General features: G+C 68.1%; 24 protein-coding genes and 4 pseudogenes. 11 read left to right on the top strand and 17 right to left on the bottom strand.

The window, feature by feature from the left end; translation table 11 throughout:
* Positions 1-49 precede the first annotated feature (49 nt).
* Complete coding sequence (locus tag E5671_RS36430; RefSeq protein WP_160508130.1) at positions 50-790, top strand: response regulator transcription factor; 741 nt, start codon at positions 50-52, stop codon at positions 788-790.
* Positions 787-2349: a sensor histidine kinase gene (locus tag E5671_RS36425; protein ID WP_237330315.1), complete on the top strand. Its 1563-nt coding sequence runs from the start codon at positions 787-789 to the stop codon at positions 2347-2349. The genes E5671_RS36430 and E5671_RS36425 overlap by 4 nt, the downstream gene beginning before the upstream one ends.
* A 99-nt stretch (positions 2350-2448) precedes the next feature.
* Here E5671_RS36425 and E5671_RS36420 read toward each other — a convergent pair whose 3' ends face one another.
* Positions 2449-2739, bottom strand: a complete 291-nt coding sequence (locus tag E5671_RS36420; protein ID WP_160510637.1) for a helix-turn-helix domain-containing protein — start codon at positions 2737-2739, stop codon at positions 2449-2451.
* A gap of 457 nt (positions 2740-3196) precedes the next feature.
* A complete protein-coding gene (locus E5671_RS36415; protein WP_160508128.1) occupies positions 3197-3367 on the bottom strand; it encodes a hypothetical protein in 171 nt (56 codons plus the stop codon).
* Between the two features lie 228 nt (positions 3368-3595).
* On the opposite strand from E5671_RS36415, the gene E5671_RS36410 reads away from it, so the two are divergent.
* Complete coding sequence (locus E5671_RS36410; protein ID WP_202121403.1) at positions 3596-3826, top strand: hypothetical protein; 231 nt, start codon at positions 3596-3598, stop codon at positions 3824-3826.
* A gap of 124 nt (positions 3827-3950) precedes the next feature.
* Positions 3951-4157, top strand: coding sequence for a hypothetical protein (locus E5671_RS36405; RefSeq protein ID WP_160508124.1), 207 nt, complete (start codon positions 3951-3953; stop codon positions 4155-4157).
* 59 nt (positions 4158-4216) lie between these two features.
* Here the strand turns inward: E5671_RS36405 and E5671_RS36400 are convergent, their stop codons facing one another.
* Genes E5671_RS36400 through E5671_RS36390 form a run of 3 tightly spaced genes read right to left on the bottom strand, consistent with a single transcriptional unit; the run spans position 4217 to position 7389 of the window.
* Entirely contained in the window at positions 4217-5152 is a 936-nt protein-coding gene (locus E5671_RS36400; RefSeq protein ID WP_160508122.1) for an alpha/beta hydrolase, read from the bottom strand.
* 36 nt (positions 5153-5188) lie between these two features.
* Positions 5189-6532 (bottom strand): MFS transporter, encoded by a 1344-nt coding sequence (locus E5671_RS36395; protein WP_160508120.1) that lies wholly within the window; start codon positions 6530-6532, stop codon positions 5189-5191.
* Positions 6533-6582: 50 nt separating this feature from the next.
* A complete protein-coding gene (locus E5671_RS36390; RefSeq protein ID WP_202121402.1) occupies positions 6583-7389 on the bottom strand; it encodes a class II aldolase/adducin family protein in 807 nt (268 codons plus the stop codon).
* Between the two features lie 127 nt (positions 7390-7516).
* Between E5671_RS36390 and E5671_RS36385 the strand changes: the two genes are divergently transcribed.
* Entirely contained in the window at positions 7517-8077 is a 561-nt protein-coding gene (locus tag E5671_RS36385; RefSeq protein WP_336605952.1) for a TetR/AcrR family transcriptional regulator, read from the top strand.
* Positions 8078-8081: 4 nt separating this feature from the next.
* Here the strand turns inward: E5671_RS36385 and E5671_RS36380 are convergent, their stop codons facing one another.
* Complete coding sequence (locus E5671_RS36380) at positions 8082-8234, bottom strand: hypothetical protein (protein ID WP_160508114.1); 153 nt, start codon at positions 8232-8234, stop codon at positions 8082-8084.
* Positions 8235-8597: 363 nt separating this feature from the next.
* On the opposite strand from E5671_RS36380, the gene E5671_RS36375 reads away from it, so the two are divergent.
* Positions 8598-9029 carry a transposase gene (locus E5671_RS36375; RefSeq protein ID WP_272902914.1) on the top strand — a complete coding sequence of 144 codons (432 nt, stop codon included), beginning with the start codon at positions 8598-8600 and terminating at the stop codon, positions 9027-9029.
* Here E5671_RS36375 and E5671_RS36370 read toward each other — a convergent pair.
* The 3 genes from E5671_RS36370 to E5671_RS36360 all read right to left on the bottom strand — a co-directional run bounded on the left by E5671_RS36370 (position 9021) and on the right by E5671_RS36360 (position 11112).
* The gene (locus tag E5671_RS36370) at positions 9021-9638 is read right to left on the bottom strand and encodes a hypothetical protein (protein WP_237330314.1); all 618 of its coding nucleotides are present in this window, start codon (positions 9636-9638) and stop codon (positions 9021-9023) included. The genes E5671_RS36375 and E5671_RS36370 overlap by 9 nt on opposite strands.
* Positions 9639-9644: 6 nt before the next feature.
* Complete coding sequence (locus E5671_RS36365) at positions 9645-10340, bottom strand: serine hydrolase (protein WP_237330313.1); 696 nt, start codon at positions 10338-10340, stop codon at positions 9645-9647.
* Positions 10341-10485: 145 nt separating this feature from the next.
* Complete coding sequence (locus tag E5671_RS36360; protein ID WP_202121401.1) at positions 10486-11112, bottom strand: TetR/AcrR family transcriptional regulator; 627 nt, start codon at positions 11110-11112, stop codon at positions 10486-10488.
* 113 nt (positions 11113-11225) lie between these two features.
* Between E5671_RS36360 and E5671_RS36355 the strand changes: the two genes are divergently transcribed.
* The 4 genes from E5671_RS36355 (at position 11226) to E5671_RS36340 (ending at position 16122) form a co-directional block, all read left to right on the top strand.
* On the top strand, positions 11226-12782 hold the full coding sequence (locus E5671_RS36355) for an acyl-CoA synthetase (RefSeq protein ID WP_160508110.1): 1557 nt from the start codon (positions 11226-11228) through the stop codon (positions 12780-12782).
* Between the two features lie 11 nt (positions 12783-12793).
* On the top strand, positions 12794-13963 hold the full coding sequence (locus tag E5671_RS36350; RefSeq protein WP_160508108.1) for an acyl-CoA dehydrogenase family protein: 1170 nt from the start codon (positions 12794-12796) through the stop codon (positions 13961-13963).
* Positions 13964-14089: 126 nt separating this feature from the next.
* Positions 14090-15406: an MFS transporter gene (locus tag E5671_RS36345; RefSeq protein ID WP_160508106.1), complete on the top strand. Its 1317-nt coding sequence runs from the start codon at positions 14090-14092 to the stop codon at positions 15404-15406.
* Between the two features lie 272 nt (positions 15407-15678).
* Positions 15679-16122 carry an adenylyltransferase/cytidyltransferase family protein gene (locus tag E5671_RS36340; RefSeq protein ID WP_160508104.1) on the top strand — a complete coding sequence of 148 codons (444 nt, stop codon included), beginning with the start codon at positions 15679-15681 and terminating at the stop codon, positions 16120-16122.
* Here E5671_RS36340 and E5671_RS36335 read toward each other — a convergent pair.
* The 4 genes and pseudogenes from E5671_RS36335 to E5671_RS36320 all read right to left on the bottom strand — a co-directional run bounded on the left by E5671_RS36335 (position 16117) and on the right by E5671_RS36320 (position 21797).
* A pseudogene (locus E5671_RS36335) lies at positions 16117-16944 on the bottom strand (IS5 family transposase). The gene E5671_RS36340 and the pseudogene E5671_RS36335 sit on opposite strands and share 6 nt — an antisense overlap.
* A 471-nt stretch (positions 16945-17415) precedes the next feature.
* Positions 17416-18395, bottom strand: a pseudogene (locus tag E5671_RS36330) (beta-ketoacyl-ACP synthase 3).
* Between the two features lie 127 nt (positions 18396-18522).
* A complete protein-coding gene (locus E5671_RS36325; protein WP_160508101.1) occupies positions 18523-20580 on the bottom strand; it encodes a pyridoxamine 5'-phosphate oxidase family protein in 2058 nt (685 codons plus the stop codon).
* Entirely contained in the window at positions 20577-21797 is a 1221-nt protein-coding gene (locus tag E5671_RS36320; protein WP_202121400.1) for a YbfB/YjiJ family MFS transporter, read from the bottom strand. Before E5671_RS36320 ends, E5671_RS36325 begins: the two co-directional genes overlap by 4 nt.
* Before the next feature lie 76 nt (positions 21798-21873).
* Here E5671_RS36320 and E5671_RS36315 point away from each other — a divergent pair, with 76 nt between their 5' ends.
* On the top strand, positions 21874-22461 hold the full coding sequence (locus E5671_RS36315) for a TetR/AcrR family transcriptional regulator (protein ID WP_160508100.1): 588 nt from the start codon (positions 21874-21876) through the stop codon (positions 22459-22461).
* A 62-nt stretch (positions 22462-22523) separates the two neighbouring features.
* Here the strand turns inward: E5671_RS36315 and E5671_RS47520 are convergent, their stop codons facing one another.
* The 4 genes and pseudogenes from E5671_RS47520 to E5671_RS36300 all read right to left on the bottom strand — a co-directional run bounded on the left by E5671_RS47520 (position 22524) and on the right by E5671_RS36300 (position 25042).
* On the bottom strand, positions 22524-23078 hold the full coding sequence (locus E5671_RS47520) for a transposase family protein (protein WP_336605951.1): 555 nt from the start codon (positions 23076-23078) through the stop codon (positions 22524-22526).
* Between the two features lie 200 nt (positions 23079-23278).
* A pseudogene (locus E5671_RS47515) lies at positions 23279-23362 on the bottom strand (hypothetical protein); the annotation flags it as partial.
* A 247-nt stretch (positions 23363-23609) separates the two neighbouring features.
* Positions 23610-23765, bottom strand: a pseudogene (locus E5671_RS36305) (aminoglycoside 6'-N-acetyltransferase); the annotation flags it as partial.
* A gap of 377 nt (positions 23766-24142) precedes the next feature.
* On the bottom strand, positions 24143-25042 hold the full coding sequence (locus E5671_RS36300; RefSeq protein ID WP_160508098.1) for a LysR substrate-binding domain-containing protein: 900 nt from the start codon (positions 25040-25042) through the stop codon (positions 24143-24145).
* Between the last annotated feature and the right edge of the window lie 25 nt (positions 25043-25067).

The raw sequence follows: 25067 nt of genomic DNA, 5'->3' as shown, positions 1-25067 counted from the left end.
CCAGCTCCCCGGTACCAGCCCCCGTACAGCGAAGCGGAACGAACCAGCCATGACATCAGCCCGTGCGGCACGCCGCGGCACCCCGCCCAAGGGCCACCTGCTCGTCGTCGACGACGAACCGACCGTCCGCGAACTCCTTCCGGCCGCCCTGCGCTACGCGGGGTTCGACGTCGATGTCGCGGCCGACGGGGAAGAGGCCCTTCAGGTGGCGGCCCGTCGTCCCCCGGACCTGGTGCTCCTGGACGTGATGCTCCCGGGCATCGACGGCTTCGAGGTCATCCGGCGGCTGCGCGCCCAACCCCGCAGGACCGGCCAAGGGTTCGGCGGCGACGTGCCGGTCCTGTTCGTCACCGCCCGGGAAACCCGGCAGGACCGGATCGCCGGCCTCACCCTGGGCGGCGACGACTACATCACCAAACCCTTCGACCTCGAGGAGCTGATCGCCCGCATCCACGCGGTGCTGCGCCGCACCAAGGGCGAGGCGTCCGACGCACTGGCCGTCGGCGACCTCGAACTCGACCCCGAGGGACACCTGGTGACCCGGGCCGGGCAGCCGGTTCGCCTCTCCCCCACCGAGTTCCGCCTGCTGCACTTCCTGATGGCCAACGCCGGGCTGACCATGTCCAAGGCCCAGATTCTGGAAAACGTCTGGCGTTACGACTTCGAGGGCGACCCCAGCATCGTCGACACCTACATCAGCTATCTGCGCCGCAAGGTGGACCAGTCCGGGCCCAAGCTCATCCACACCGTGCACCGGATCGGATATGTACTGCGCGGACCCCGGGCATGACGGCGCCAGGACCGCTCCACAACCGGCGCTCCCCGATGGGCAGCGCGCGGCATGTCCTCGCGCGCATGTCCCTGCGCACACGCCTGCTGTGCCTGGCCACCGCCCTGGTCGCCACCGGCCTCCTCGCGGCGGGGGCTGTCGTCAGCACCACTCTCCACGGCTACCTGGAAGGGCGTGTCGACGCGCGCCTGCAGACCACGGCGCAGATCGCCGCCCGCATCACACCACCGCCGGGCACCGAGTCCCCGCAGAACGTCCGCGTCCTGAGCTCCTTCGAGGACACCACGGTGTCGTACGTGGACGACACGGGCGCCGCCCACAGCACCTTCGACTCCACCACCGCCGCTCCCGGAGGCGGGCCCCAGCTACCGGATCTCGACCGGGACGCCGTCCTCGACCGCTCGGGACAGCCCTTCACCGTCTCGGCCCGCGACGGCGACCACAGGTGGAGGGCCGTCGCGCTCACCCGTCCCGACCAGCTGATCGAGTCAGCGGACCAACCGGCCGGCAACGGCAGCGTCGTCATCGCGACCTCCCTCGACGAGGTGGACCGCACCGTCCAGAAGACCCGGACCGTCTCCCTGACCGCCGGCGGGGTCCTGCTCGCCGTACTGGCCCTGGTCGGCTGGTTCGCCATCCGCTCCGGCCTTCGGCCGCTGACCCGCATCGAGGACACCGCCGAGGCCATCACCTCGGGCGACTTCTCGCACCGGATCCCCGAGACCGCCGGTTCACAGACCGAGGTGGGACGCCTGACCACCTGCCTGAACCGGATGCTCGACCAGATCGACACCGCGTTCCGCGCCCGCGCGGAAGCGGAGTCACGGATGCGGCGCTTCTTCGCGGACGCCAGCCACGAACTACGCACCCCGCTCGTCGGCATCAAGGGATACACCGACCTGTACCGCATGGGGGCCTCACAGACCCGGCAGGAGACCGACCACATCATGACGCGGATCGCCGAGGAGTCCGGGCGCCTGACCCGTCTCGTGGGGGACATGCTCCTGCTCGCCCGCCTGGACGAGGCCGCACAGGGCCCAGCCCTCGGAATCGGCCCGGCTCCCGCCTTCCCGCTGGAGCGCGCCCCGATGGACCTGCGCACGCTGGCCGCCGACGCACTGCACGACGTACGGGCCCTGGACCCCAGCCGCCCCGTCACACTCACCGGACCGGACGGCGGCAGACCAGCCACCGCCCCGACGCTCGCGGACGAGGAACGCCTGCGGCAGGTCGTCACCAACCTGGTCGGCAACGCCGTCGCGCACTCCCCCGACGGGACGCCGGTCCGGATCGGCGTGGGCGTCAAGGACGGGCTCGCGGTCCTGGAGGTGGCCGACCGAGGGCCGGGCCTTTCTCCCGAGGAACGACTGCGGGTCTTCGAGCGGTTCTACCGCGCCGACGCATCCCGCAGCCGCACCACCGGCGCCGGTGCGGGCCTCGGCCTTTCGATCGTGCACTCCCTCGTCACGGCTCACGGCGGCGACATCGAGGTCGACACCGCCCCGGGCGAGGGCTGCACCTTCCGCGTGCGGTTCGCCCTGCTGGAACCGATGGACTGAGGATCATGGTCGAAGGCACGGTACGGACGCCATGTCTGCGCATGGGGACCCGTATCGGCAACCGACTATCCCTGGTCGAACAGGTGCGGGCGATGGTGGTCACGGCGCCCGGGCGTCGTCGGCAAGGACGTACCACGGCTGTTCGGCCGCTCCGGGATGGCCGCCGACCAGGAGGGCGGGGTGGTCGACAGGACAGCCCGAACGGAAACGTTCGCGGTAGGCGGACGGGGAGATCCCGAGGACACGTTGGAAGGAGCGGCGCATCCTCTCGGCCGAACCGAAGCCACAGCGGCGGGCGATCGCCTCGGTGTCGATGTCGGCGCTCTCCAGGAAACGCTGGGCGGCGCGTACCCGGACCTGCTCGAGGTAGCGCGCCGGGGTGGTGCCGATGTCGCGGGTGAAGGTCCGGGTAAAAGGTGAGCCTCGGGCTCCTCGACGAGGAAGAGCGTCAGCTCCATGTGCTGGGCGTTGCGCAGCTCCAGGATGACCGTCGCGATGAAGAGCAGGTTGGCGTAGCCGAGACCCGACTCGGTGAGGTCGGCCGGCGCGATACCGGCCTCGGCCATCTTCACCCGCAGGCTCCGAGCCAGACGGTGCAGCTCGTACTCGGCAAAGGTGACCTCAACAGTCTGCCCCCGGACCGAATCCGTCAGTTCGCCCAGGTGCCCCTGGATCTCGCTGGTCGTGGCGGTCAGGACAGGGTGGTCCTTGAGCTTCGTGAACGACTCGTTGGCCTGCGCGCGGAACCCTTCCTGCTCGGCCTCCCCGATGATCCGCAGCAGCCGATTCCCGTCCGAGGAGTCCAACTCCCGCTGAGCATCTCGCAGCGGCGCCAGGTAGACGCCGATCACACGGGACTGCGGGGTGAGACGTATGCGTCCGTACGTGTGCGGGAGCCGTCGGCTCCGCCTGAGCGGAACTCCCACGGGGTCAGCGGCATTCTGACGGTGTGAACAGGGAAGCCGTCGGCACCGAGTGCCTCGGTGGCGGCTTCGGGGTCAGGGCGTGTGGTGGTCATGCGGGATTCTCCTTCGTCGTGGATGAAGGGGTGTGCGTGGTACGGGAGTTGAGGTTCCGGCGGAGTGCGGGCGCGCCGGTGCCGCCGGTTGCCGGATCCCGGCCGTGGCGCATCAGTGCCGCCATGGTGAGCGCGAATGCGGCGCAGGCCAGGTAGGCGGGGCCGAACGTGACGGAGGAGGCAGGTCCGGAGCCTCCGCGCAGCCCTCCGAGCAGTGCGGAGCGCGGCGTGAACGGGGTGTCGCTGCGCGAGATCGAGGCTGCCGCGGGGCAGCGCAATACCGGGGCCGTGCGTTACCACTTCGGCTCGAAGCCGGAGTTGCTGGAGGCCGTCATCGCGCGGCGCATGGTGCCGGCCAACGAGGCGCGCGCGGCGTTCCTCGCCGAAGCCAAGGCGGGCGAGGGGACGGCCCTTGAGACCCGCACCCTCGTCGAGGCGCTGGGGTGCTGCCGCTGGTGACGCAGCTGGGCGAGCCGGGGCGGCCCCGCTGGTACCTCCGGTTCCTGGCACAGGCGTTCAGCGACCGCGAAGTGGGACGGATCATCGCCGAACTGCCGTACGGGCAGGGCCCCCGTGGACCGACGTGCAGCGGCGCGTGCTGGCCAGGCTCGACTGGGTCCCGCCTCAGCAGCGTCACGAACGCTGGATGTTCCTGGCCAGCTTTGTCACGTACGCGCTGGCGGACCGGGAGAGCCTGATCGCCACCGCCTCCTCGGACCCGCTCACGCCCCCCGACGAATTCGTGGCACACGTCATCGACGTGGGCGAGGCGCCCATCACCAGGAGGTGAGGTCTGGCAAGGCAACACGGCGTGCTCTGCTGCTGTGGCTGACCGTGTGACCGCCTGGTTCAGGATGACCGCAGGACGTCCAGGACTTCGGCGCGCCACTGACGAGCGGAAGGCAGGGCGGCGGTGAGCATCATCGACGTGTGCACATGGCCTTGGCCCAGCGTGTGGGACACCTCGACTCCTGCTGTGCCTAGGCGTTCGGCGTACGCCACTCCTTCGTCTCGCAGCATGTCGTACTCGGCGGTCATCACGTGCGTCCGCGGGAGGCCGGAGAAGTCGGTCGCCCGAAGCGGCGAGGCGAGCGGGTGGGAACGCTCCTCGGGCGAGGCGACATAGGCGGCCTTGGCCAGAGCCATAGTGGTCGCGGACAGTGCGAAGCCCTCCCCGAACTGTCGGTGGGATTCAAACTCCCCCGCCAGGTCTGTCACGGGGACCTCCAGGATCTGGAGGCGGATGTCGGGACCGCCCTCGTCGCGGACCTTGGCCGAGAGTGCGGCCGCGAGATTCGCGCCCGCGGACACCCCTCCGATGCTGATGCTGTCGGCCCGGCCACCGATCTGCGCCGCATGCTCGGCAGCCCAGAGCAGGGCGGCGTAGCAGTCTTCGAGACCGGTGGGGAACCGGTTCTCCGGAGCCTTTCGGTAATTGACCGCCACGACGACCCGGCCGGCACCGGCGGCACGCTCGCGACAGCAGACGACGGTCGAGTTCTCGAAGATCGACCCCGAGATCCAGGCGCCGCCATGCAGGTAGAGATGGATCGGATGAGGGCCCGGACCGGCCGGGCGGTACACCCTCAGGGCAATTTCGCCGCCCGTGACCGGCAGTCGCACCAGGCGCACTTCTGCGACAGCGGGAGCAGGTTCCATGTACTCCCCGGACAGCCGGTCGAACAGTTGGCGTTTCGCCGTGCGGAACTGCTCCAGGTCGTCGATCTCCGTGGCCGGGGCGGGCAGTTGCTTGACGAGCGATGCGAGCAAGGGATCAAGAGGCATGGCGTACTCCTGAGTTGGCGTGCGGGACGGCCGGCATCAGTCGGCCTCTGCGAGGCCCGGCAGTTGGACTCTGGTGGTGCCGGTGGAGGCGGCTGCCGTCGAGCGCTGCCGGGAGCGGACGAGCGGAGTGAGCACCACGATGGCCGCTGCCAGAGCGGCCACGAGATACATGCCGTTCAGTGCCGATCCCGTCGACTGTTCGATGGAGCCGAACGCGAACGGACCGGCGAAGGCCCCCAGCGCCCCGATGGAGTTGACAGCGGCCAGGGCGGCTGCGGCACCGACGCCGGACGTCGCCGTCATGGCGAAGGCCCACACGACGGTCGCGATCCCCATGACGAGCAGCATCGCGATGCCGAGCAGCAGTGCCTGCGCGACGACTCCACGGGCGCTGGGCAGCGCGAGGCTCGCCGCGAGTGCCGCGCTCATGGATCCCGCGATCAGCGCCCACTCGCTTCCCGTGCCCGTCCGACGGTAGATCCGTGGAAGCAGCAGTACGCCGAGCAGAGGGCCGACGGTGACCAGGGCGACCACGCCGCCGATGGCCGGGGTGCCGCTCACCCCCATCTCTTCGACCATCGCAGGACCGAAGAACACGGGACCGGAGAGGGCGGCCTGGAGAAGCAGGTAGACAGCGGCGCTGATCAGGACGGTCGGGTTGGTCAGCGAAGCGCTGATCGTAGAGGCGGGAGCCGGGTCCGTCGGCCCCCGCTCGGCGGCGGCCTCGGTGAGCGCCGACGCTTCTTCTGCCCGTAGCCAGCGCGCATTCTCGGGCCGGGAGGGAAGCCGCACCCACACCACGATGCCGATGACGACACTGGCGGCTCCCTCGATCAGGAACATCCACTGCCACCCGTGCAGCCCGGACGTTCCGTCCAGGGAGAGCAGGCCGCTGCCGATCGGTGCCCCGGCGATGCCGGCGGTCGTCGCCGACGCCAGCAGGAGGCCGACGGCCTTGGCCCGCTTCGCTTGTGGGAGCCAGACGCTGACGAGGTACATGAGCCCGTAGAGCCCGGCCTCGGCCGCGCCGAGCAGGACGCGGGCGAGGTAGAAGGTCCATTCGTCGTGGACGAACATGGTGGCAGCGGTGACGACGCCCCAGGTGACGGAGATACGTCCGATCCACCACCGTGGTCCGACCTTGTGCAGGATGAGGTTGCTGGGGATTTCCAGCAGCATGTAGCTGATGAAGAAGATGCCGGCGCCCAGACCGTAGGCGGCGGCGGACAGCCCGATGTCCGCCCCCAGCGAGTCCTTTGCCATGGCGATGTTCGCCTTGTCGATGCTGGCCGTGAAATACACGACCATCAGCAAGGGGATGAGACGGACCATGACTTTCCTGGCCGCCTGATCGCGGATGGTCGTCTGCTGTGTGCTCATCCTGGCCTCCTGGGACCGCACTTGCCGGGGACGGCGGGCTCGCTGATGCGCTACTCGAAGAGGTCGGGTTCGTCCCGGACGATCTCGTCCCACAGGGGACGCAGCTGGAACCACCCCGAAAGGGGGGTGCCGATCTGTTCCCGGACCACGACCGCACCGTCGTGGTCAATGTGTTTCGGAGTGCCGGCGGCCATCGCGAGAAGCTGCGCCTGGCAGGAACGCTCCATGGTGATGAACCACCAGGCCGCTTCCGGAACGGTCTGGCCCACGGTGAGGTTTCCGTGGTTCTGGAGGATGACGGCCTTGTTCGGGCCGAGCGCCCGCCCGATGCGCCGTCCCTCCTCGGTGTCGTTGACGACACCCTGGTAATCCGCGTAAAGGCCGTGGTCCTCGTAGAAGGCACAGGCGTCCTGGGTCAGCGGGTCGAGTCGGACCCCCAGGCTGGAGAAGGCTTTGCCGTACGTCGAGTGGGCGTGAGCCGCGGCGACGACGTCGGGGCGGGCGCGGTGCACCTCGGAGTGGATGCAGAACGCCGCGCGGTTCACCGGGCGCTTTCCCCCCACGACATTGCCCGCGCCGTCGACCAGAAGCAGGTCGGAGACCCGGATGTGCCGGAAGCTCATGCCGAACGGGTTGACCCAGAAGCGGTCCGGGTCGCCGGGGTCGCGTGCGGTGATGTGTCCGGCGACTCCCTCGCCGAATCCGAGCTTGCCGAACAGCCGGAACGATGCGGCGAGTTCCTGCTTGCGCAGCTGCCGCTCGTCCTCGACCGAAAGACCGGCGGGACGCAGGTTCAGAGCCGCGATCTGTTCTTCGGTGCCAAGAGCCGCCTGCGTGTGGGCTGCGAGTGTCTCCATGGAGCCCTCCATAAAATACGCGCCTGTTCATTTATGGCTGGCCGGTACTCTGGCACGCGCCGCAGGCACCGTCAATGGATCGGGGAGGATGCCCATGGCGAAGGGTGCGCAGACTCGCGCGCGAAGCGTGTCGAGACTGCAGGCAGCGGCACTCAAGGTGTTCGCGGAGCGCGGCTTCCACGGCACGTCGATCGAAGAGATCTGCACGCGAGCCGGGCTGTCACGAGGGGCGTTCTACTCGAACTTCGAAGACAAGGAAGCCCTGTTCTTCGCCCTGTTCGACGAACACGCCGACCGTGAGGTGGCCCGCCTGGACGCGGCGGTCTCGGATGCCTCAACGGTCGAGGAGGCACTCGACGGCCTGACGGGCGACGCGAACAGCGACGAGGAACGACTGTGGTTCCTCGCGTCCACAGAATTCACCCTCCACGCGATCCGGCACCCGCAGACCGCCGAGCGGCTCGCCGAGCACGATCGCCTGCTGCGGGCCCGGCTCACCGAACTTCTCACGGGATTCTTCGCACGCGTAGGGCGGCACGGGAACCCCGACCTCGACTCGCTCGCCCGCCTGCTCATCGCCCTCCACGAAGGCGCGTTGATGCAGTCGCTCGTCGAACCCGATCGGCTGCCACCGGGTGAACTGCAGCGCCGGTTTCTGCCGGCGATCCTGAGGGCCGCGGACCAGTAGGCGGTCAGGGCTGCGCGTCCACGGCGGCGAGTTCCGTGGCGATGGCCCGGAGCAGGTCGCGAGCGATGAGCCCCACCGCGAACGCGGCGATCTGGAGCAGGCACAACTCCGCGGCCATGCGCGCGAACGGACCATCCAGGAGTGCCGAAGTGCGCACGCACGATGTGATCTGCGGCTCCAGTCGGCGGAGGCTCAGGGTGTATCAGGCCGGTCGTCGTTCCTCGGTGTTCCGCTACTTGAGAATGCTCGCCCCATAGCCAACACCCCGATCAGTAGGGTCACTGTGCCGCGAACTGGACACCTGCCCTTTGCATGGAGGCAGGAAGCGACGCACCGTCGATGCGGGCCAACAGACCGGCTCCGACAGCGACCAGAAGTGCCAGCAGCACCGAAACGAGCAGAGCAAGAGCGAGCAGAACCCAGGTTGGTTGCTGGGAGGCGGTGCGGTCGATCTACTTGCGCAGGCTCACCTGCGGCCTGGCGCTCTGCGGAGCGTAACTGATCGTCTGATTCAACTGCTCTGCATTGCGCGCCGGCTGGACCAACATCGCCAGCGGCCGACGCGCTCACACCCGATTCGAAGCCGTCCTGCCAGGGCCTTCAGCCGCTCGTGCGTGGCATCCCGCCCATTCGTTCTCCCCGCGGACCCCGTCGCCGCCGCCCGTCGAAGCTGCACGCCGACAAGGGCTACGACTACGACCACCTGCGCCGATGGCTCCACAAGCGCGGCATCCGCCACCGCATCGCCCGCAAGGGGATCGAGTCCTCACAGCGGCTCGGCCGCCACCGGTGGGTTGTTGAGAGGACCGTGTCCTGGCTCGCCGGCTGCCGCCGGCTCCACCGCCGCTACGAATGCAAGGCAGAGCACTTCCTCGCCTTCACCGCCATAGCCGCAACCGTCATCTGCCACCGCCGACTCGTCCGTATGGACGGGCAGCACCAGTCAGTCTGAGGCTCCGACACTGCTGACCCAGACCCCGAAGGGCCTGCTCTCCCACTCGGCCTTGGTCTGCTCCGAGAGGCTCTGCGCGTCGTCCATGTTCGACCAGGCGATGGAGCCTGGCTCGCTGTCGGCCAGAAAGCCCTCGACGATCGGACCGAGGTCGTCGGAAGCCACATAGATACCGCTGAACGGCAACGCATCCGGGGACACAGAACCGGTTGAGCACCGGAGCTGTCCTGCCAGTTTGTCGTGCCACACGTAGAACGTCGCAACCTCAGAGAAGCTCAGATCTCGAATGCGTTCCCGGATGGCGGCAGCAGTCCACTCGAAGGCGGCCACCACCTCGGCGACGGACAGCGAACTCCTGTCCTCCTCAGTCGCGCCCAGCGACCAGGTGTTGGTCTCCCACTCCGCCCGTCGGTCAGCCGGCTCCAGTACCAGCGGCTCGTCCGCCACCTCAGCGATCCACGTCAACAGCACCACAGCAGTATCCCTGCACAGCTCGACCGAGAACTGCCAAAAGAAACGACGTCTGAAGCCGCCGCAGGCGGCCTCGGAGCCTTCCGAGTCGAGGAGGTAGTACGCGTCCTCCTCCGCGCCGATCCGGGACCAGATCATCTCGGACTACAGGGCGGAGGTGGTGGTGCCGGTGACACGCCGCAGGACCTCGGCGAGGGCTTCGACGTTGCCGTTCTCGTAGCGGAATGCGGTACCCGGCTCGGCGGTCGCCCGGGCGGTGCCGAGGTGTTCGCGGATCGTGTCCGGCCCGGTGTAGCCGTAGGGGCGCAGTTGGGGGGCGAGGACGGCGAAGTAGCGCTGGGCTTCGAGTGCCTTGTCGTACGGGCGGCCCGCGTAGGTCATCTGCGTGCCCATGTGGAGGAGGTGGTCGACCTGGGCGTCGCCGAAGGCGGTTCCGGCGAGCTCGGGAATGTATTTCGAGACTTGGGCGCCGCGGTCGAGCTGCCCTTCGTGGGCGAGGGCCGCTGCGACGAGTCCGAGGTAGGACTTGGCGGCCGAGGCGGCCGAGGCGTTGAAGTGCGGGACATGGGCTCGTACCCGTGGAGGTACTCCTCGTGCACGAGGAGTCCGCGGTGCATGACCAGCAGAGCGTCGGTCTCGGCCCGGGCGAGCAGCTCCGCGAGAGTGAGGGACTGACCGTGTGGTCCTGTGAAGGTCAGGTCGTCGAGGGCGCCAGCCGGCGAGGCGGGCAGTGGGGACGGGCCGGCGGAGCCTCGCCAGACACTGCGGCTCGGAACGAGTTCGCGCCCTGAGGTCGTGTGGCGTCGGGCCCAGGCCGGATCGGTGTACCCCCGGGCCCATATCCGGTCGGCCAGCGACGATGTGCCTGTCATGCGTCCGCTCCGCTCTTCCGGCATGCACCGTCTGGTCGAGTTACAGTACATGCTGTTCGATAACTCGACCAGATCGGTCAGTCAGCAGGCGAGGGCCGTGGTGCAGGCGTGGTTCAGGGGGTGAGGTCGAGAGCTCCCGGGGCGTCGGACGGGGTGACTCCGGTGGCCCAGACGCGGCCATAGACCGAGAGGTCGCGCAGATGCGCGGTGATTTCGGCGGCGCTGTAGCCGGTGTCGTTCTCGACCCACCAGGTGAGCAGGCCGATGAGTTCACCGGTCCATGCCCGGGCGACGACGTCGAGGGGGATGCGCGGGGTCACCGCGAGCTGCTCGGTCCGGGTGCGGAAGGCGGCCTCGGCGTGGGCGCAGATGAGGTCCGTGAACTCCCGCAGGGCCCGGCCGTCGCCCTCGCCTCGCAGGACGACTCTGTAGACGGGTTTCTCCTGCTCGGCGTGTTCGAAGATGTACTTCACCGGCAGTCCGGTGAACCCCTCCACGTGCGCCTGCCGGACCGCCGGCAGGAGGCGGTCCCGGTCCTCGGCCAGGTCGCGGACAATGCCGACCAGGAGGTCCTCCTTGTCTCGGTAGTGGGCGTAGAAGGTGGCCCGGCCGATATCGGCGCGTTCGGTGATCTCCTCGACCGTGACCGCGTGGAACCCCTTCTCCAGGACCAGTGCGACCAGGGCCTGGCGCAGTGCGGCTCGCGTCCTGCGGACGCGGCGGTCTCCCGCGGGCTTCATGTCCACTTCGTTTCCTTCTCGTCCGAACCGTTGACCTGACCCTAACGCTGCCTTTACGTTGCCGCACACCAAGCTTGTTAACGAACACACTGTTCGAAACTTCTGGAGGTGCGATGAACCTCGGACGGTACGTACGCCGGACTGCCGGCCACCAACCCGATGCCGAGGCGGTGGTCTGCGGACCCGTTCGGCTGACGTACGCGGAACTCGACGACCACAGCGACCGGCTCGCGACGGCCCTGCGCGCACTCGGCCTGAGCCGGGGCGACCGGGTTGCGACCCTCGTCGGCAACCGCGCCGAACTGGTCGTCACGGAAGTCGCCCTCTACAAGGCCGGCCTGGCCCGTGCACCGATCAACGCCAGGCTCGGCGCCGCCGAGGTGGCCCACCTGCTCGCCGAGTCCGACGCGCGGCTACTGCTGATGGACGCGGCCCATCTGGACATCGCCCGCGCCGCGGTGCCCGGTACGGGGGTGAAGGCCGTTCTTGGCTACGACGGCCCGAGCGATCTCGGTCCGGGGTACGCCGAGACCCTCGCGGGCACCGAGCCGGAACCCGTCGACACGGAGTGCGGTGAGGATGACATCGCCGTACTGCACTTCACCTCGGGCTCCACCGGCAAGCTCAAGGCGGCGGTTCAGACGTACGGCAACCGGCTGGCGCTGCTGCGCAAGTCGGTGATGAGCGCCGACACGAGGGTCGGCCCCGGGAGCCGGCAGATCCTGGCCGGGCCGGTCACCCACGCCTCGGGCATGCCGCTGATGGGCATCTTCTTCGCCGGCGGCTGTGCGGTCGTACTGCCGCGCTGGGACGCCGAGGAGTTCCTCGCCACGGTCCAGCGCGAGCGTGCCACCCATGCCTTCGTCGTGCCGACGATGGTCAACACCGTGCTCGCGCTGCCGAACGCCCGCGACTACGACGTCTCCACCCTGCGCCAGCTGATCTACGGCGCCGCACCGATGTCACCGTCCCGGATCAGGGCCGCCTGGGGCCTCTTCGGCCCTGTCCTCTCCCAGGGATACGGCTGTGGCGAGACCACCTCCGGTGTGCTCTTCCTCTCCACAGAGGACCACCGGCGCGCGATCGAGGGCGAGGACGAGGAGCTGCTGCTGTCCTGCGGACGTGCGCTCGCCGAGGCCGAGGTCGCCATCGTCGACGACAGCGGACAGCCCGTCGCCGACGGAGAGATCGGAGAGATCGCCGTCCGCGGCCCCGATGTCGTCCCCGGCTACTACAACGAACCTTCCCTCACCGCGGAGAGCTTCCGGGACGGCTGGTTCCTCACCGGCGACGTCGCCCGACGCCGCGCGGACGGCTACGTCTTCATCGTCGACCGCAAGAAGGACATGATCGTCTCCGGCGGATTCAACATCTACGCCGTCGAGGTCGAGTCCGTCCTGCACCAACACCCCGACGTCTACGAGGCCGCCGTCGTCGGCGTCCCGGACGAGCAGTGGGGCGAGGCCGTCAAGGCCGTCGTCGTGACGCGCGACGGCGCCCCCCTCACGGAGGCCGAGCTCATCGCCTTCTGCTCCGAGCACCTGGCCCGCATGAAGAAGCCCCGCTCCATCGACTTCGTCGACGCCCTGCCCCACAACCCCAACGGCAAGATCGACCGCCGCGCCATCCGCGACCCCCACTGGGCGGGCGCCGAGCGCCGCGTCAACTGAACAGGACTGGCATGCCCTTCACCCTCGAACCCTCCTATGACGACAACCCTCGCCTCCAGGAGCTCGTCGTCCGCCTGCGCGCCTACCTCACCGACGAGCTCATCCCCTACGAGCGCGAGCACGGCATCACCGCGGAGACCAAGCTCGACCGCACCACACTGGAACACGTCTGGAAGCGCAGCGCCGAACTCGGCTTCTACGGCATCAGCCTGCCCCCCGAACTGGGCGGCCAGGGCCTGAGCTTCTACGAACTGTGCGCCCTCAAAGAGGAGCTGACCGCCTCCGGCGCCGCCCTCTCCCACTCCGTGCTGGGCGACATGGGCGGCCCGCTGCGCGTCGGCGCGATCGTGAAGTACGCCACCGAGGAACAACGGGAGCGCTACCTGCTGCCCGTGGTCCGGGGCGAGCGAGCCTGTTGCTTCTCCATCACGGAGGAGGACGCGGGCTCCGACGTACGCCGCATGACGACGACCGCCACCCCGGATGGGGACACCTATGTCCTCAACGGCAAGAAGGTGTTCAGCTCGGCCGCCCCCTTCGCGGACTTCGCGATCGTCGTCGCCCGCATGGCCGGCACCGAAGAGGCGTACAGCGCCTTCCTCGTCGACCTGGACACCCCCGGCTGCACGGTTCTCGACGGTGAAGTCCCCATGTCCGGGCAGCAGATGGAGGGCGACCTCGTCTTCGAGGACTGCCGCATCCCCGCCGCCAACCTGCTCGGCGAGATCGGCCAAGGGCTGCGCATCGGCATCGGCCGCATCACCCTCAACCGCCTGCTGCACTGCCCGTCCCTCATCGGCGCCGCCCGCCGCGCCTGGGACCTGTCGGTGCACTACGCCATGAACCGCACCGTCTTCGGCCAGCCGCTCCTCGCCCATCAGGCGATCCACCACAAGATCGCCGAGATGGCCACCGAGATCTACGCCGCCCGCGCGATGGTGATGGCCACCGCCGCCAAGGCCGACCGGGGAGACAACGTCTCCGTCGAAGCCAACATGTGCAAGCTCTTCACCTCCGAGGCGTCCTTCCGCGTCGCCGACCAGGCCGTCCAGATCCACGGCAAGGCCGGGCTGACCCGCGGCAACGAGGTCGAGCAGATCTTCCGCAGCCTGCGGATGTTCCGGATCGTCACCGGCACCACCGAGATCCACAAGAACGCGATCGCCAAGGGCCTGATCTGACCCACCCCTTGGTGCCCAGGGCGGTGCCGCGGGCCCCCGCTTCGGCGAGCGGGCCCGCGGCCTCGGGGGACAACCGCCCACCTGTACGACCCCCCTGCTCCCACCCGCATCCGCAGGAGTTGCCCCATGGCACCCCATACCGCCACGCAGTCCCAGCACGCCCCCGCCCCCGCCCCCGCCGCTGACAGCCGCAGAGCCTGGCTGATCACGGCGATGATCGTGACCTTCATGGTCATCAACTTCGCCGACAAGTCGGTCCTCGGCCTCGCCGCCGTTCCGATCATGGAGGAACTCGACCTGAGCAACAGCACCTACGGCCTGATCTCCAGCTCCTTCTACTTCCTCTTCAGCATCTCCGGACTCCTCGTCGGCTTCCTCTCCACCCGCATCTCCAGCCGGGTCCTGCTCTTCGGCATGACCCTGCTGTGGGCCGTTGCCCAACTCCCGGTCCTGTTCCTGGCGTCGGTCCCGACCCTGATGGCCGGCCGTATCCTGCTCGGCGCCGCCGAGGGACCGGCGGCGTCCATGTCCATGCACGCCCTGTACAAGTGGTTTCCGCCGGAGCGCCGCGGCTTTCCCTCGGCCCTCCAGATCGGCGGTGCGGCCCTGGGCACCCTCATCGCGGCACCTGTGGTCACCTGGCTGATCGAGGGATTCGGCTGGCGCTCGGCCTACGCCGTCCTCGCTGCCGTGAGCGCGACCTGGGCACTGCTGTGGTGGCGCGTCGGCCACGACGGCCCGTACGACCACAAGCGCACAGCCGGGGGATCCAGTGAGCCCAGATTGCCTTACCGCAAGATCCTGCTGACCGGAACCGTGCTCGGCAGCATTTCCAGTGCCTTCGGCGCGGCATGGGCGCTGTCCCTCAGCCATGCCTGGCTGCCCGCCTACTTCAGGACGCAGATGGACATGTCGGCGGCGGCTTCCGCGACCGCAATCAGTGTCATGTCCGGCTTCGGGCTGGTGCTGCTACTGGCGGTCTCCCCGTTCATGGACGCGCTGAAGTCCCGTGGAGTGAGCAGCCGTTGGTCCAGCGGGGCGGGGCAGAGCATCGCCGTGTGTGTGGCCGGGTGCGCGATGGCGGCCTTCCCGTTCATCGACGCTTCCGGTCCGCGGCTCGTGCTGATCGCGCTGGCCTTCGGCGGCACCGCGGTCGCCATCCCGCTCCACTACATGACGACCGCCGAGGTCGTTCCCCCTGCCCAGCGCGGCGCCGTCTTCGGCATCGTCGCCGGCGTCGGCACCCTGCCCGGCCTCGTGGCGCCCTTCTTGACCGGCCATCTCATCGACGCGGCCGACACCCCGTCCATCGGCTACACCACCGCATTCCTCGGTGCCGGCGCGGTGATGCTCACGGCCGGTGCCTTCGCCCTGGCGGCAATCCGCCCAGAGCGCGACGCGCGGTGCCTGGGGCTCGGAGCCGAGCCTCAGCCGTTGGGGTAGGCGCCCGCTCACGGAAGTCGCACAGGAGGTCAGCGCTGCGGCCGGGCGGCGAGGGGGGCGATGTTCGGTGTTTGGTGGATGGGACAGGGGTGCCCCAATGGCGTCCGGTAGGACAGCACCTACAGGGTCAGCTCTCAGGCACTGCAAAGAGCTCGTAACAGGATCTTGGGTGAACCTTCTTTAGCCGCTTCGGTGTCGATGGTGAATGGTTGACGGAGCGGGGCGGTTGGCCCAGTCTTGGTCAGCTTGGAGCCGTCGAGAGGGCAACAAGCATGACTGAGTACGGGAACGTCTACGTCGACATGGTCGGGGACCTGTTTCACCCGGGGCACGTCGCTCTACTCAGGGCCGCGCGAGCTTTCGGGGAGCGGCTGATCGTCGGAGTGCTCTCTGACGAGGACGTGGCCGCATACAAGCGCAAGCCCATCATGACGCTGGCGGAGCGGGTGGAGGTGATCGAGGCATGCCGGTACGTCGACGTGGTGCTTCCGAACGCGCCCTACCGTGTCACGAACGAGTTCCTGGACCGGCACGGCATCGACGTGGTCGTGCACGGGGACGACCTCACGGCTGACGCGCTCAAAGAAGTCTTCGGTCCAGTGGCCGACGCGGGGAAGCTGCGCCTTGTGCGGTACACAGCCGGCGTCTCCACGACCGAGCTCATCCGACGGTGTCGCGCGGCGTCCTCTTCATCAGGGGGCGCGGCGACCTCATAAGCTCGTAACGGGGTCCTGCGATCTGGCCTTCTTCAGCCGCCTGAAGCAGATGAGGCTGCAGCCCAACAAGACGAAGGCTTCGTGGAGTTCAAGGCGTCGCTCCCAGCGGGCGGCGAGGCGTTTGAATTGGTGAAGCAGGGCGAAGGTTTGCTCGAACGTAGCGGATCCTGCCCAGGCCCTTGATATTCGGAGAGCCCTTGCGGGAGATCACTGGCAGGACCCGACGCCTGCGCAGTTCGCGGCGCATGGCCCGGGAGTCGTACGCCTTGTCGCCGAGTGCGGCATCGGGACGTCGGCGGGGACGGCCGGGACGTCCGGCCACTGGCGGGATGCCGTCGACCAGAGCGAGGGTCTGGGTGATGTCGTTGACGTTCGCGGCGGTGGTGATGACGTGCAGCGGGGTCCCCTTCCCGTCGCAGATCAAGTGGTGTTTGCTGCCAGTCTTCCGCCGGTCGACCGGCGACGGGCCGGTTGCTGCTCCCCCTTTTTCGCGCGGATGTGGGAGCCGTCTACGCACGCGCGGGACCAGTCGAGTTCGCCAGCCGCGTGCAGCTTCGCGAGCAGGATCCGGTGCAATTGGTCGAAGACGCCTGCCTGTTGCCAGCGGTCCAGGCGGCGCCAACAGGTCTGCCCGGAGCCGAACCCTAGCTCCGGGGGCAGGAGTTGCCAGGCGATGTCCTGGTGCAGGACGTACAGGATCCCCTGCAGACAGAGCCGGTCGTCCACCGGCTTCGGCCCCGGCGACCGCTCGGGCCAGGGCGGCAGCAGAGGCTCGATCAGCTCCCACAGGTCATCGTCCACGATCCACGGCCGAGTACTCACACGGCCATCAACGGCCAGATCATCACACCGGACACGCTCGACCAGCACACTCACTCAAGATCGCGTTACGAGGTCTATGCGAGCCTCGGAAGAGACAGCCCGCGCCGGTCTAGCTCACACAGACGCCAGCTACTGAGCCGCTCTCGACGCAGTACAGCCCCGCCGCCGGACCTCACGCAGCCTGACGACCAACTGCAGGAGGTTTTCACCTCAGCGTCCGGATATACCGGCTGGGGCTTTCGTGTCAGATCGTCGCGGCGGGCAGCAGCCCTTCCAGTATCTGCCTTCGGGGAAGACTCAGACCGAACCGGTCTTCCACCACCGACAGAGACCTAACATGGGCGGCGTCACGGTCCTCCTCCCCTCGATGCCGGCAGCCTGAACATCACCGCGGATGAGCTCCGGCTCCGTACCGTCCACATCCGCCGACGAGGCCGCGGTAGCGACGAGCAGCAAGTGCGGGGAGAACTGTCACAGGCTGCCCTCTTCGGACGGATATTGCGGTGCGGCGACCACGAGGCCCGCGTAGGAGAAACCCCCACCGAAGCCAAACAGGAGAAGGGGCGCGCCGGACGGGATCGAGTGCTGCCGGAGTAGTTTCGACAGAGCCAGGGGGATACTTGCCGCGGACGTGTTACCTGATTCCTGGACGTCGGTTGCGACGACCGCGTCCGTCAACTGAAGCTGGTCGGCAAGGTGCTCAACGATGCGGAGATTCGCCTGATGCGGGATGAACGCCGCCACCTGGTCAGGACGGAGGTTCGCGGCTTCCAGTGCTTTTCTGGCGTGAGGGGCGGCTTCTGTGATCGCCCAGCGGAACACCTTGCGGCCTTCCTGGACGAAAGTGCCCTCCGGCGCCTCGATGCGCGCCGCGTCGGCGAGGCCGGGCACAGTGCCCCAGACGATGGGTCCGAACGTGTCGTGCGCGCTCGCGCAGAGGACAACAGCGCCTGCGCCATCACCGACAAGGATGCAGGTGGAGCGGTCGGTGAAGTCGGTGACGTCTGTCATCCGCTCGGCGCCGACCACGATGACGGTGCGCGTGGCGCCGCCGGCGAGCAGTTGCCGGGCAGTCTCCAGTGCGTGGACGAATCCGGAGCAGGCGGCATTGACGTCGAATCCTGCCGCGCCCGTCAGGCCCAAGGACTCGATGACTCTCCCGGCCGTACTGGGTGAACGGTTCACATTCGAGCAGGTCGCGACGATCACCAGGTCGACTTCTTCACCGTGGACACGGGCATCAGCGAGAGCAGCGCGGGCTGCCTCGGACGCCATGCCGGCGACGGACTCAGTGTCCGCGAAGCGCCGGCTGACGATCCCGACGCGCTGTCTGATCCATTCGTCTTTGGTATCGACCATGCGCGCGATCTCGTCGTTGCTCACCACCCGCGGGGCTGGTAGTGGCCTACGCCCACGATTCGGGCTCCCGGCTGCGGCGACGACGTAGTCATTTCAACTCTGCCTTTCTGCTGTTTCGAGAATGGGACCTGCGGTGTCCCCGGGATGGGTCAAGGCGAGGCGCCAACTGGCCTCACCCACCCCGTGGACGGGTTCCGGGGGAGGTTGACCGGGCCTACGTCAGTAGTCGAACTTCTCGAACTGTACGTATTCCCCTGCCGTCCATTCCAGGACCGACCTCCTCAGGCCGGGACCTGTACACACATAGAATCGCCGCCGAGCCGCTGTGCCCTTGGTCAGAACGTCGTTCTTCTGGATCCGTCGGGTGCGTACTACTGTGCCGAGCCGGCGGATCCTGTCGATTTCTGCGTTTTGTTTTCCGTCGACCGATCGGGTCACGAACAGCTCCGTTACCGCTCCCAGGCCGTCGACTTTTTCCAGGACGTCGACTGCCAGCGGCAGGTCATCCGTTTTCAGGCTCCAGAGGATTCTCATCCTCCGACCGGATTCCAGCACGGGCTGCGCCTGCGCCATGAGAGGTGTGATTCCTACTCCAGCAGCCACCACGATGATGTCGTCATCGGTGCGCGACCCCTTGGCTGCGTCGGCGTACCTCACCTCTTCTTCGCCGCCGAAGTCCAAAACGGTGGCGGAAAGCGGCGCACCGGGCTTCCACTTGGCCAGGAGTGACGTGACTGGCCCGTTCCTCCGGACAGTGACCTCGAATTCGGCCCCGCTCAGCGGTCCGCGGTGTTCCGTTCCTGCGGTGCGTTCTTCAGGGGTGGGAAGCGTTGGGCTCGAGATGGTGAAGGCCCGGATGTAATCGTCGTTGAGTGAGCGGGGGTCGTGGTCGCGCATGTGTGACCATCCGCGATCGAGCGTGGCGGAAAAATCAAGAGTGACGTGCTGCCCCGCGCGCCATGGTTCGAGCTGCTGGAACTCTGCGCTCGACCGTGGGGTGGACAGATCGGGGGCGAGCCGGAAGGTGTATCGCGAGATCGTCGGCGTCAGATGGTGTGCGCGGATCAATGTCGCCGTCGCTTTCCCTACCGGTCGGCCGTCCGCGTCGACGCTGTCGGCTGAGCGGGACTCCGCTCCGCTGATTTCGTGAGCCAACCTGCGTACCGGCGGGTTGTAGGGCGACTGGTCCAGCAGTTGCCCACGGAACGGCAGCCCGTCCTTCACGAATCGAGCTGCCTCCACCCGCACGCGGACAGCGAGTTTGCTGTGCGGGATCATGGATGTGGCGTCGGCGCGGGCCAAGATCTCTGCCCGTCCTGTCAGGTAGAGGACGTCGCCGGTTTCGAAGTCGGGAAAGGTAATTCCCACGACAGGGTCGGACTTGATGTTTCCCAATGTCTGGAAGAGGCGATTCCCTGAATACTCGGGATACACCAGGACGACACCGTCTGCATCGGAGTTCGTGTGTACTCGCACGAACCCGGGAGCTCCACCCCGGTTGTTGGTGTCCATGCTCTCAGCGCCGTGCCTGCTTGAGATGAAAAAGAGGTCGGACTTGGCGATGAGTTGCACCGCCTCGGGCGGCAGCGGAAGCCGGTCGCCGACCAGGTGAGGAAATGCTTCATGAGGCTGGACGGTTTTCCTGTTCAGGTACTTCGGGCAGTTCCCCAGTGTCTCGTCCACAGCGAGGGCCACCTGCACTTCCGCAGGCCCTCCAGCCCTCCCGGCCACCATATTCTTCTCCAACGGCCTGGCCAGAACCGCTCCGCCGAGCACTCTCCCGGCAATTTTGACCCGCGTCCTGGTTTCCAGGTCGATCACCAGGCCGGCGGCCAGCCTTCCCCCGTCCTCGTGCCTGACGAGGATCCCGTCGCGGTCGCGCCCTTCCTCATCCCTCTCCTTCTCCTCGCTGCTTGCTCGGTGCATGTGGCCGTCCTCGTCGGAGAACAGCGCCTCCAGTGCCGGGTCATATCCGAGCGTGCCCTCACTTCGTCCCCCGGGCTGGTGCGCGACGTGAGCCAGCGAAGTCACCTTCAACACGCCTCTGGCCAAGGGAAGCGTGGTACCTGGTTGCCCGCCGAGCACCGTTGTCCATACGCGGCCGTTCCGGTCGACCGCCCCCAGTGCGATGAGAGGGCTCTGCGTCATCCAGGGCACGTACTCCATGGGCAGCCCGGGAGCCGTGGGATTGAATTCGTACGGCACCTTGAGAAGCCGGTGCATGGCTTCTTCACCCTCGTGCCACTGGGGCCGCGAGTGCGAAAGATTCGTCGTCATAGGCTCTTCTCCTCCCACGGTGGTTCTGCGAGAACCGCTGGGCTGTTCATCGTCGAGAACCCATGTTCTGGGCGTTGGTCCCAAAAGGTGCCTCGGTGCGGGGTTCCGGCCTGCTCGGGATTGCCGAAAGCACGGCCGCGCCGGCACTCAGGAGGGCGGTCCACGCCAGTGGCGCGGCGGTGGTGGTGTGTTCGGCGAGAACGCCTGCCAGCCACGGCCCCACGGTCTGTCCCGCGGCGAACAAGGTCGTGAACGCTGCCAATGCCGCGGTCCAGTCGACAGGCTGGGGCACGGTCCGGATGCAGGCGGTGACAGCCGCCGGGACTGCCATGAACGTCACGCCGTAAGCCGCCGCCGAGGCGACCACCGCAATCGCCGAGGATGACAGCAGAGGCAGGGCCGCGCCACCGGCGAGGCCCGCCCAGCACGGCAGCCAGGACACGTGTGCCGGGCCAGCGGGTCATCGGGCGGCTCCACAGGAACGGGGTTGCCATGACTCCGCCTCCCAGCACCGTCCAGGTCAGGATCTCCTGAAGGACCGAGGCGTGTCGATCAGCGAGGTAGACGGACAGGAAGGTGATGCAGGTGATGTAGCCGACCGCAAAAAGGAGGTAGGCCAGGGCCACGCGCCGCAGTGGGCGTACCCGCGCCCGCCCCGCTCCATCGGTGGCTTTCTCCTCATCCGGGCCCGTCGCCGACCAACTGATCAGCGTTGCAATCCCCGCCGCGATGCCCAAGCCAATCCATGCAGCCCACCAGTGATCACCCAGGGCCGGGATCGCCGCACCGCTCAGGACGATTCCTGCGCCCGTGCCAGCGAAGTAGACGGCGACGGGGGCGCTGGAGCCGGCACGAGCGGCCAGCCGGGCCGCAATCACGCCACCCGCGATGAACACCGCAGCCCCCGCCGCTCCGGCCAGGGCGCGCATCGCCACCGGTACCACGAACTCGTTACTCGCCGCCGTGCCCGCCAGCGTCACCGCGGTGGCGGCCATTCCCCAACGGAAGACGGACGCGGTGCCCCACCTGCGTACCAAGGCAGCAGTCAGCACCGCACCCACCACGTAACCGAGTCCGTTCGCGGTGCTCAATGCGCCCGCGTCGGCCAGGGTCCACCCCAGACCACCCGGCATCGCCGGCACGAGCAGTCCATAGGCGAAGCGGGCGGGACCCAGCGCTGACGCGGTCCCCAGCGACAGCCGCACGGCGGTGGCCATACCCACTCCCAGGATCGAACCGATCAGTACCATCTGAGGCTAGCACCACGATCGAACCGGTTGGTACCATCACCTCATGCCTGTTGCCAAAGGTTCGACCATCGACCCCCAGCGAACCCGCGCCACGATCGTGCACGCGGCCACCCGGGTGCTGTACGAGCGGGGGCTGGACGGCATCGGGGTGGCGGAGCTCTGCGCACGTCTTGGCGTGTCCAAGGAGACGCTCTACCGGCACTTCGGCACCAAGGACGGGCTGGTGCACGCGGTGCTCGACACGCGAAGCGACCGGGTCATCCACTGGCTGACGGATACGGTCTCATCGAGCGGAGACCGTCCTGCCGACCAGCTCACAGCTCTGTTCCGGGCTCTCCAGGGCTGGTACGACGGTCCTGAGTTCCGCGGCTGTGCGTTGATCAACGCCGCCACGCAACACCACACTGACGCCGTCCGCGCCATCGTCGCGCGCCATGTCGAGCGTTACCTCGAACTGCTCACCGGCATCGCCGAGAGGGCCGGCGCCGACGATCCGCACCGCCTCGCGCTGCAACTGCTCATTCTTGCGGAGGGTGCCACCGTCGTGGCCGACCATCACAGCTCTGCGCGGGCGGGTGAGCTGGCTCGCCAGGCCGCCCTGGCTCTCCTCGCCGCTGCGGAGCGATCCTGACCAGTCCCGCGGGTCGAGTCCCAGCGAAGGAGCCGCTCCGCCCCCTGTAACGACGGTGTCGGCTATTGATGTTCGGGTTTGCTGACCTGGAAGTTCGGCTGGTGGGTGTTCCAGCGGGCCAGGGTGCTTACGGATACGAGCTCGGTACTTGCCCTGCGACGGGTGGCCCGCTGGGCGGCGCGGTCGGAGACCAGGCTGGCAACTGCTCGGTGCGTGGCGGCGTAGGTTCCGCGGTGTCCGAGAAACCGTTGTAGCGGGCGCCACTGTTTGTGCTCGGCATTGGCGTGCTCAACACAGATCCGTGCAGAAGACTGACGGCGCCGTTGCTCACGCCAGGCGTGCTGGTCGCCGAGCGGGGCATCGTCCTTCGACTTACGGGGTGGGGCAGTGATCTGCTCTGGGAACTCGTTGGCCAGTCCGCGGTATCCCTCGTCGACCTCAGCCTTCACATTCGGGCGCAACCGGAGTTGCTCAGCGATGCCTTCGGTACGGACCGAAGTCTGGTCGTGCGTCCGTCCCGGGCGATCGACCCAGGACCACAAGGTGCGGCCCTGGGAGTCGCTGATTGTGGTGGTCTTGCAGGTGTTCTTCTTCTTTTCCCGGAGATGAAGGCGCAACGACCCGCCTGGTGGGCTTTGGGGCGGCGGATATGGGTTTCGGTGCCGTCGATCCGTAACTTCACGCCTTCGGCATCGGCGTAGGCGAAAACGTCTGCCAGGGTTTGCAGCCGGATTCCGGGCCGGTCGGGGACGGCGAAGCCCCGGCTGGCGAGCAAGGGCCGGATCTCGCCGATGGCCTCGGTGACGGTGGAGCGGCCCACTGCGTACAGCTCGTCGAGCGCGGCGTGCGGGAGCTGGGTGCGCAGGTGGGCGAGGGTGAGAAGGACCCGGTCGGTGAACACCAGCTCGTGCTTTCGACCGACCCCGGCCTGTCGGCGCCGGTCACCTCCGCGTCGTTCACGTAGCGCGGATTCCCGTCGCGCCTGCCATGGGCCAGCCAACTCCTCGATCAAACCGCCTAGATGTGTTGGGGAGAGGCCGCAGAAGGCAGGATGGGACAGGGCTGCACGGGCCCACTTCGTCTTCACACCCGAAGAACCCGTGCGGCCCTTGTCACGTCACGCCCGGAGGGTTTCGAGGGGAAGCGCGTCAGGCCAGTTCGCCTGCGAGCAGATCCATCAGCAGGCCGTTCTGCCAGGCGCCTGTGCGGTGATCGCGTCCGTAAGCGCGTATGACCCCCACGGGTTTGAACCCGACCTTGCTGTAACAGCGGATCGCCGCGGCGTTGGCCGCGGCAGGGTCGATGCACCTCGCAGCGCCCTCCCCGGCGCTTCCGGCGGAGTGAGAGCCGGGGTCCGGGATGGCGCGGCCTCGGCTTCCCGCGGGCGGCGCGCCCGGATCCACTCCTCGCCCGCGCACTCGGTCCACGCGCGGAGAAGCGCCGCTCCGGTGGGGACCAGGAAGTCGGTGAGCACCTCGACGAGGCGTTCGGGCTGGCGTCGCAGGCGGCATGCCGCTGGATGCTGAGGACCGGGCTACGGCCATAGCGGCTGACGGCCCGCCGGACCGTGGCGTGCTTGCCGGCGAGGGCGACGGAAGGCGCCACGTCCGCACTCTTCAACTGCGCTCCCCGGAGCAGGATCCACCTTAGCGGGCGCGCCCACAGACCCGGCCGGGCGCGCTCAGAACACGCGGTCGCGCCGGATGTGGTGCGGGATGAGGTCGAGGAAGGCGTGCAGCGCCCGGGTCGGCGGACGCGTCGCCGAGGCGACCACGCTGAGCGTCCAGGACAGACATTCGTCCGCGAGGGGGACGGAACGTACCGCGTCCCCGGCCGCCGTCGCGAAGTCCGGGGGCAGCAGTGCGACGCCCAGACCGTGCGCCACGTACTCCGCGATCGTGGTGATGTCCGATACCTCGATCAGGACGCGCCGGGACAGCTCCGCCCTCGTGAAGGCGTCGTCCACGATCTGGCGCTGCCCGAACCCTATGGGCATGTCGACAAAGAGTTCCCCGGCTACGTCCCTCAGCCGCACGCTCTCGCGGAGAGCCAGTGGGTGACCGGCGGGAACCAGCAACTGGACCTGGTACCTCTTGACGGCCCACACCCTGATGTACGCATCCGTGATGTCGGCTCCCACGAAGGCCACGTCGACGTGGCCTTCCTTCATCTTTTCGATCAGCCCGGAGGTCCCCCGCTGGGAGGTCTCGGTACGCAACCGGACCTCCGGATGACGCCGGTGGAAGTCGCCCGCCAGTGCGGGCACGTCGATAACGGTCAGCCCGCTGAGAACGCCCACGGTGAGGCTGCCACGCAGCCCCGTGGAGAGCGGCTCCACCGCGGCTCTGGCCCGGTCGAGGGCCTCGATCGCGCTACGCGCCTCGGGCAGGAACGCCGAACCGGCCTCCGTCAGACTGACCGACCGGGTGGAGCGGATGAGCAGTTCGGCCCTCAGCTCCTGCTCCAGGGCCTTGATTCCGGCCGAGAGCGTGGACTGTGTGACGTGCAGTTGCTGGGCCGCCCGGGTGAAGTTCAGTTCCTCGGCGACCGTGATGAAGTACTCCAGTTTTTTCTGGTCCACCGATCCCTCATTCATCGTCATTCCC

Origin of the sequence: Streptomyces sp. BA2, assembly GCF_009769735.1 — a bacterium.
Taxonomy (GTDB): Bacteria; Actinomycetota; Actinomycetes; order Streptomycetales; family Streptomycetaceae; genus Streptomyces.
This window is presented reverse-complemented; position numbering and strand designations above follow the sequence as displayed.

Excerpts from the sequence above, each read along its gene's own strand:
- E5671_RS36430 (WP_160508130.1), top strand. The coding sequence starts at position 50 with ATGACATCAGCCCGTGCGGCACGCCGCGGCACCCCGCCCAAGGGCCAC.
- E5671_RS36425 (WP_237330315.1), top strand. The coding sequence starts at position 787 with ATGACGGCGCCAGGACCGCTCCACAACCGGCGCTCCCCGATGGGCAGC.
- E5671_RS36415 (WP_160508128.1), bottom strand. The coding sequence starts at position 3,367 with ATGACCACCACACGCCCTGACCCCGAAGCCGCCACCGAGGCACTCGGT.
- E5671_RS36400 (WP_160508122.1), bottom strand. The coding sequence starts at position 5,152 with ATGCCTCTTGATCCCTTGCTCGCATCGCTCGTCAAGCAACTGCCCGCC.
- E5671_RS36395 (WP_160508120.1), bottom strand. The coding sequence starts at position 6,532 with ATGAGCACACAGCAGACGACCATCCGCGATCAGGCGGCCAGGAAAGTC.
- E5671_RS36390 (WP_202121402.1), bottom strand. The coding sequence starts at position 7,389 with ATGGAGACACTCGCAGCCCACACGCAGGCGGCTCTTGGCACCGAAGAA.
- E5671_RS36370 (WP_237330314.1), bottom strand. The coding sequence starts at position 9,638 with ATGATCTGGTCCCGGATCGGCGCGGAGGAGGACGCGTACTACCTCCTC.
- E5671_RS36365 (WP_237330313.1), bottom strand. The coding sequence starts at position 10,340 with ATGGGCCCGGGGGTACACCGATCCGGCCTGGGCCCGACGCCACACGAC.
- E5671_RS36360 (WP_202121401.1), bottom strand. The coding sequence starts at position 11,112 with ATGAAGCCCGCGGGAGACCGCCGCGTCCGCAGGACGCGAGCCGCACTG.
- E5671_RS36355 (WP_160508110.1), top strand. The coding sequence starts at position 11,226 with ATGAACCTCGGACGGTACGTACGCCGGACTGCCGGCCACCAACCCGAT.
- E5671_RS36350 (WP_160508108.1), top strand. The coding sequence starts at position 12,794 with ATGCCCTTCACCCTCGAACCCTCCTATGACGACAACCCTCGCCTCCAG.
- E5671_RS36345 (WP_160508106.1), top strand. The coding sequence starts at position 14,090 with ATGGCACCCCATACCGCCACGCAGTCCCAGCACGCCCCCGCCCCCGCC.
- E5671_RS36340 (WP_160508104.1), top strand. The coding sequence starts at position 15,679 with ATGACTGAGTACGGGAACGTCTACGTCGACATGGTCGGGGACCTGTTT.
- E5671_RS36325 (WP_160508101.1), bottom strand. The coding sequence starts at position 20,580 with ATGACGACGAATCTTTCGCACTCGCGGCCCCAGTGGCACGAGGGTGAA.
- E5671_RS36320 (WP_202121400.1), bottom strand. The coding sequence starts at position 21,797 with ATGGCCACCGCCGTGCGGCTGTCGCTGGGGACCGCGTCAGCGCTGGGT.
- E5671_RS36315 (WP_160508100.1), top strand. The coding sequence starts at position 21,874 with ATGCCTGTTGCCAAAGGTTCGACCATCGACCCCCAGCGAACCCGCGCC.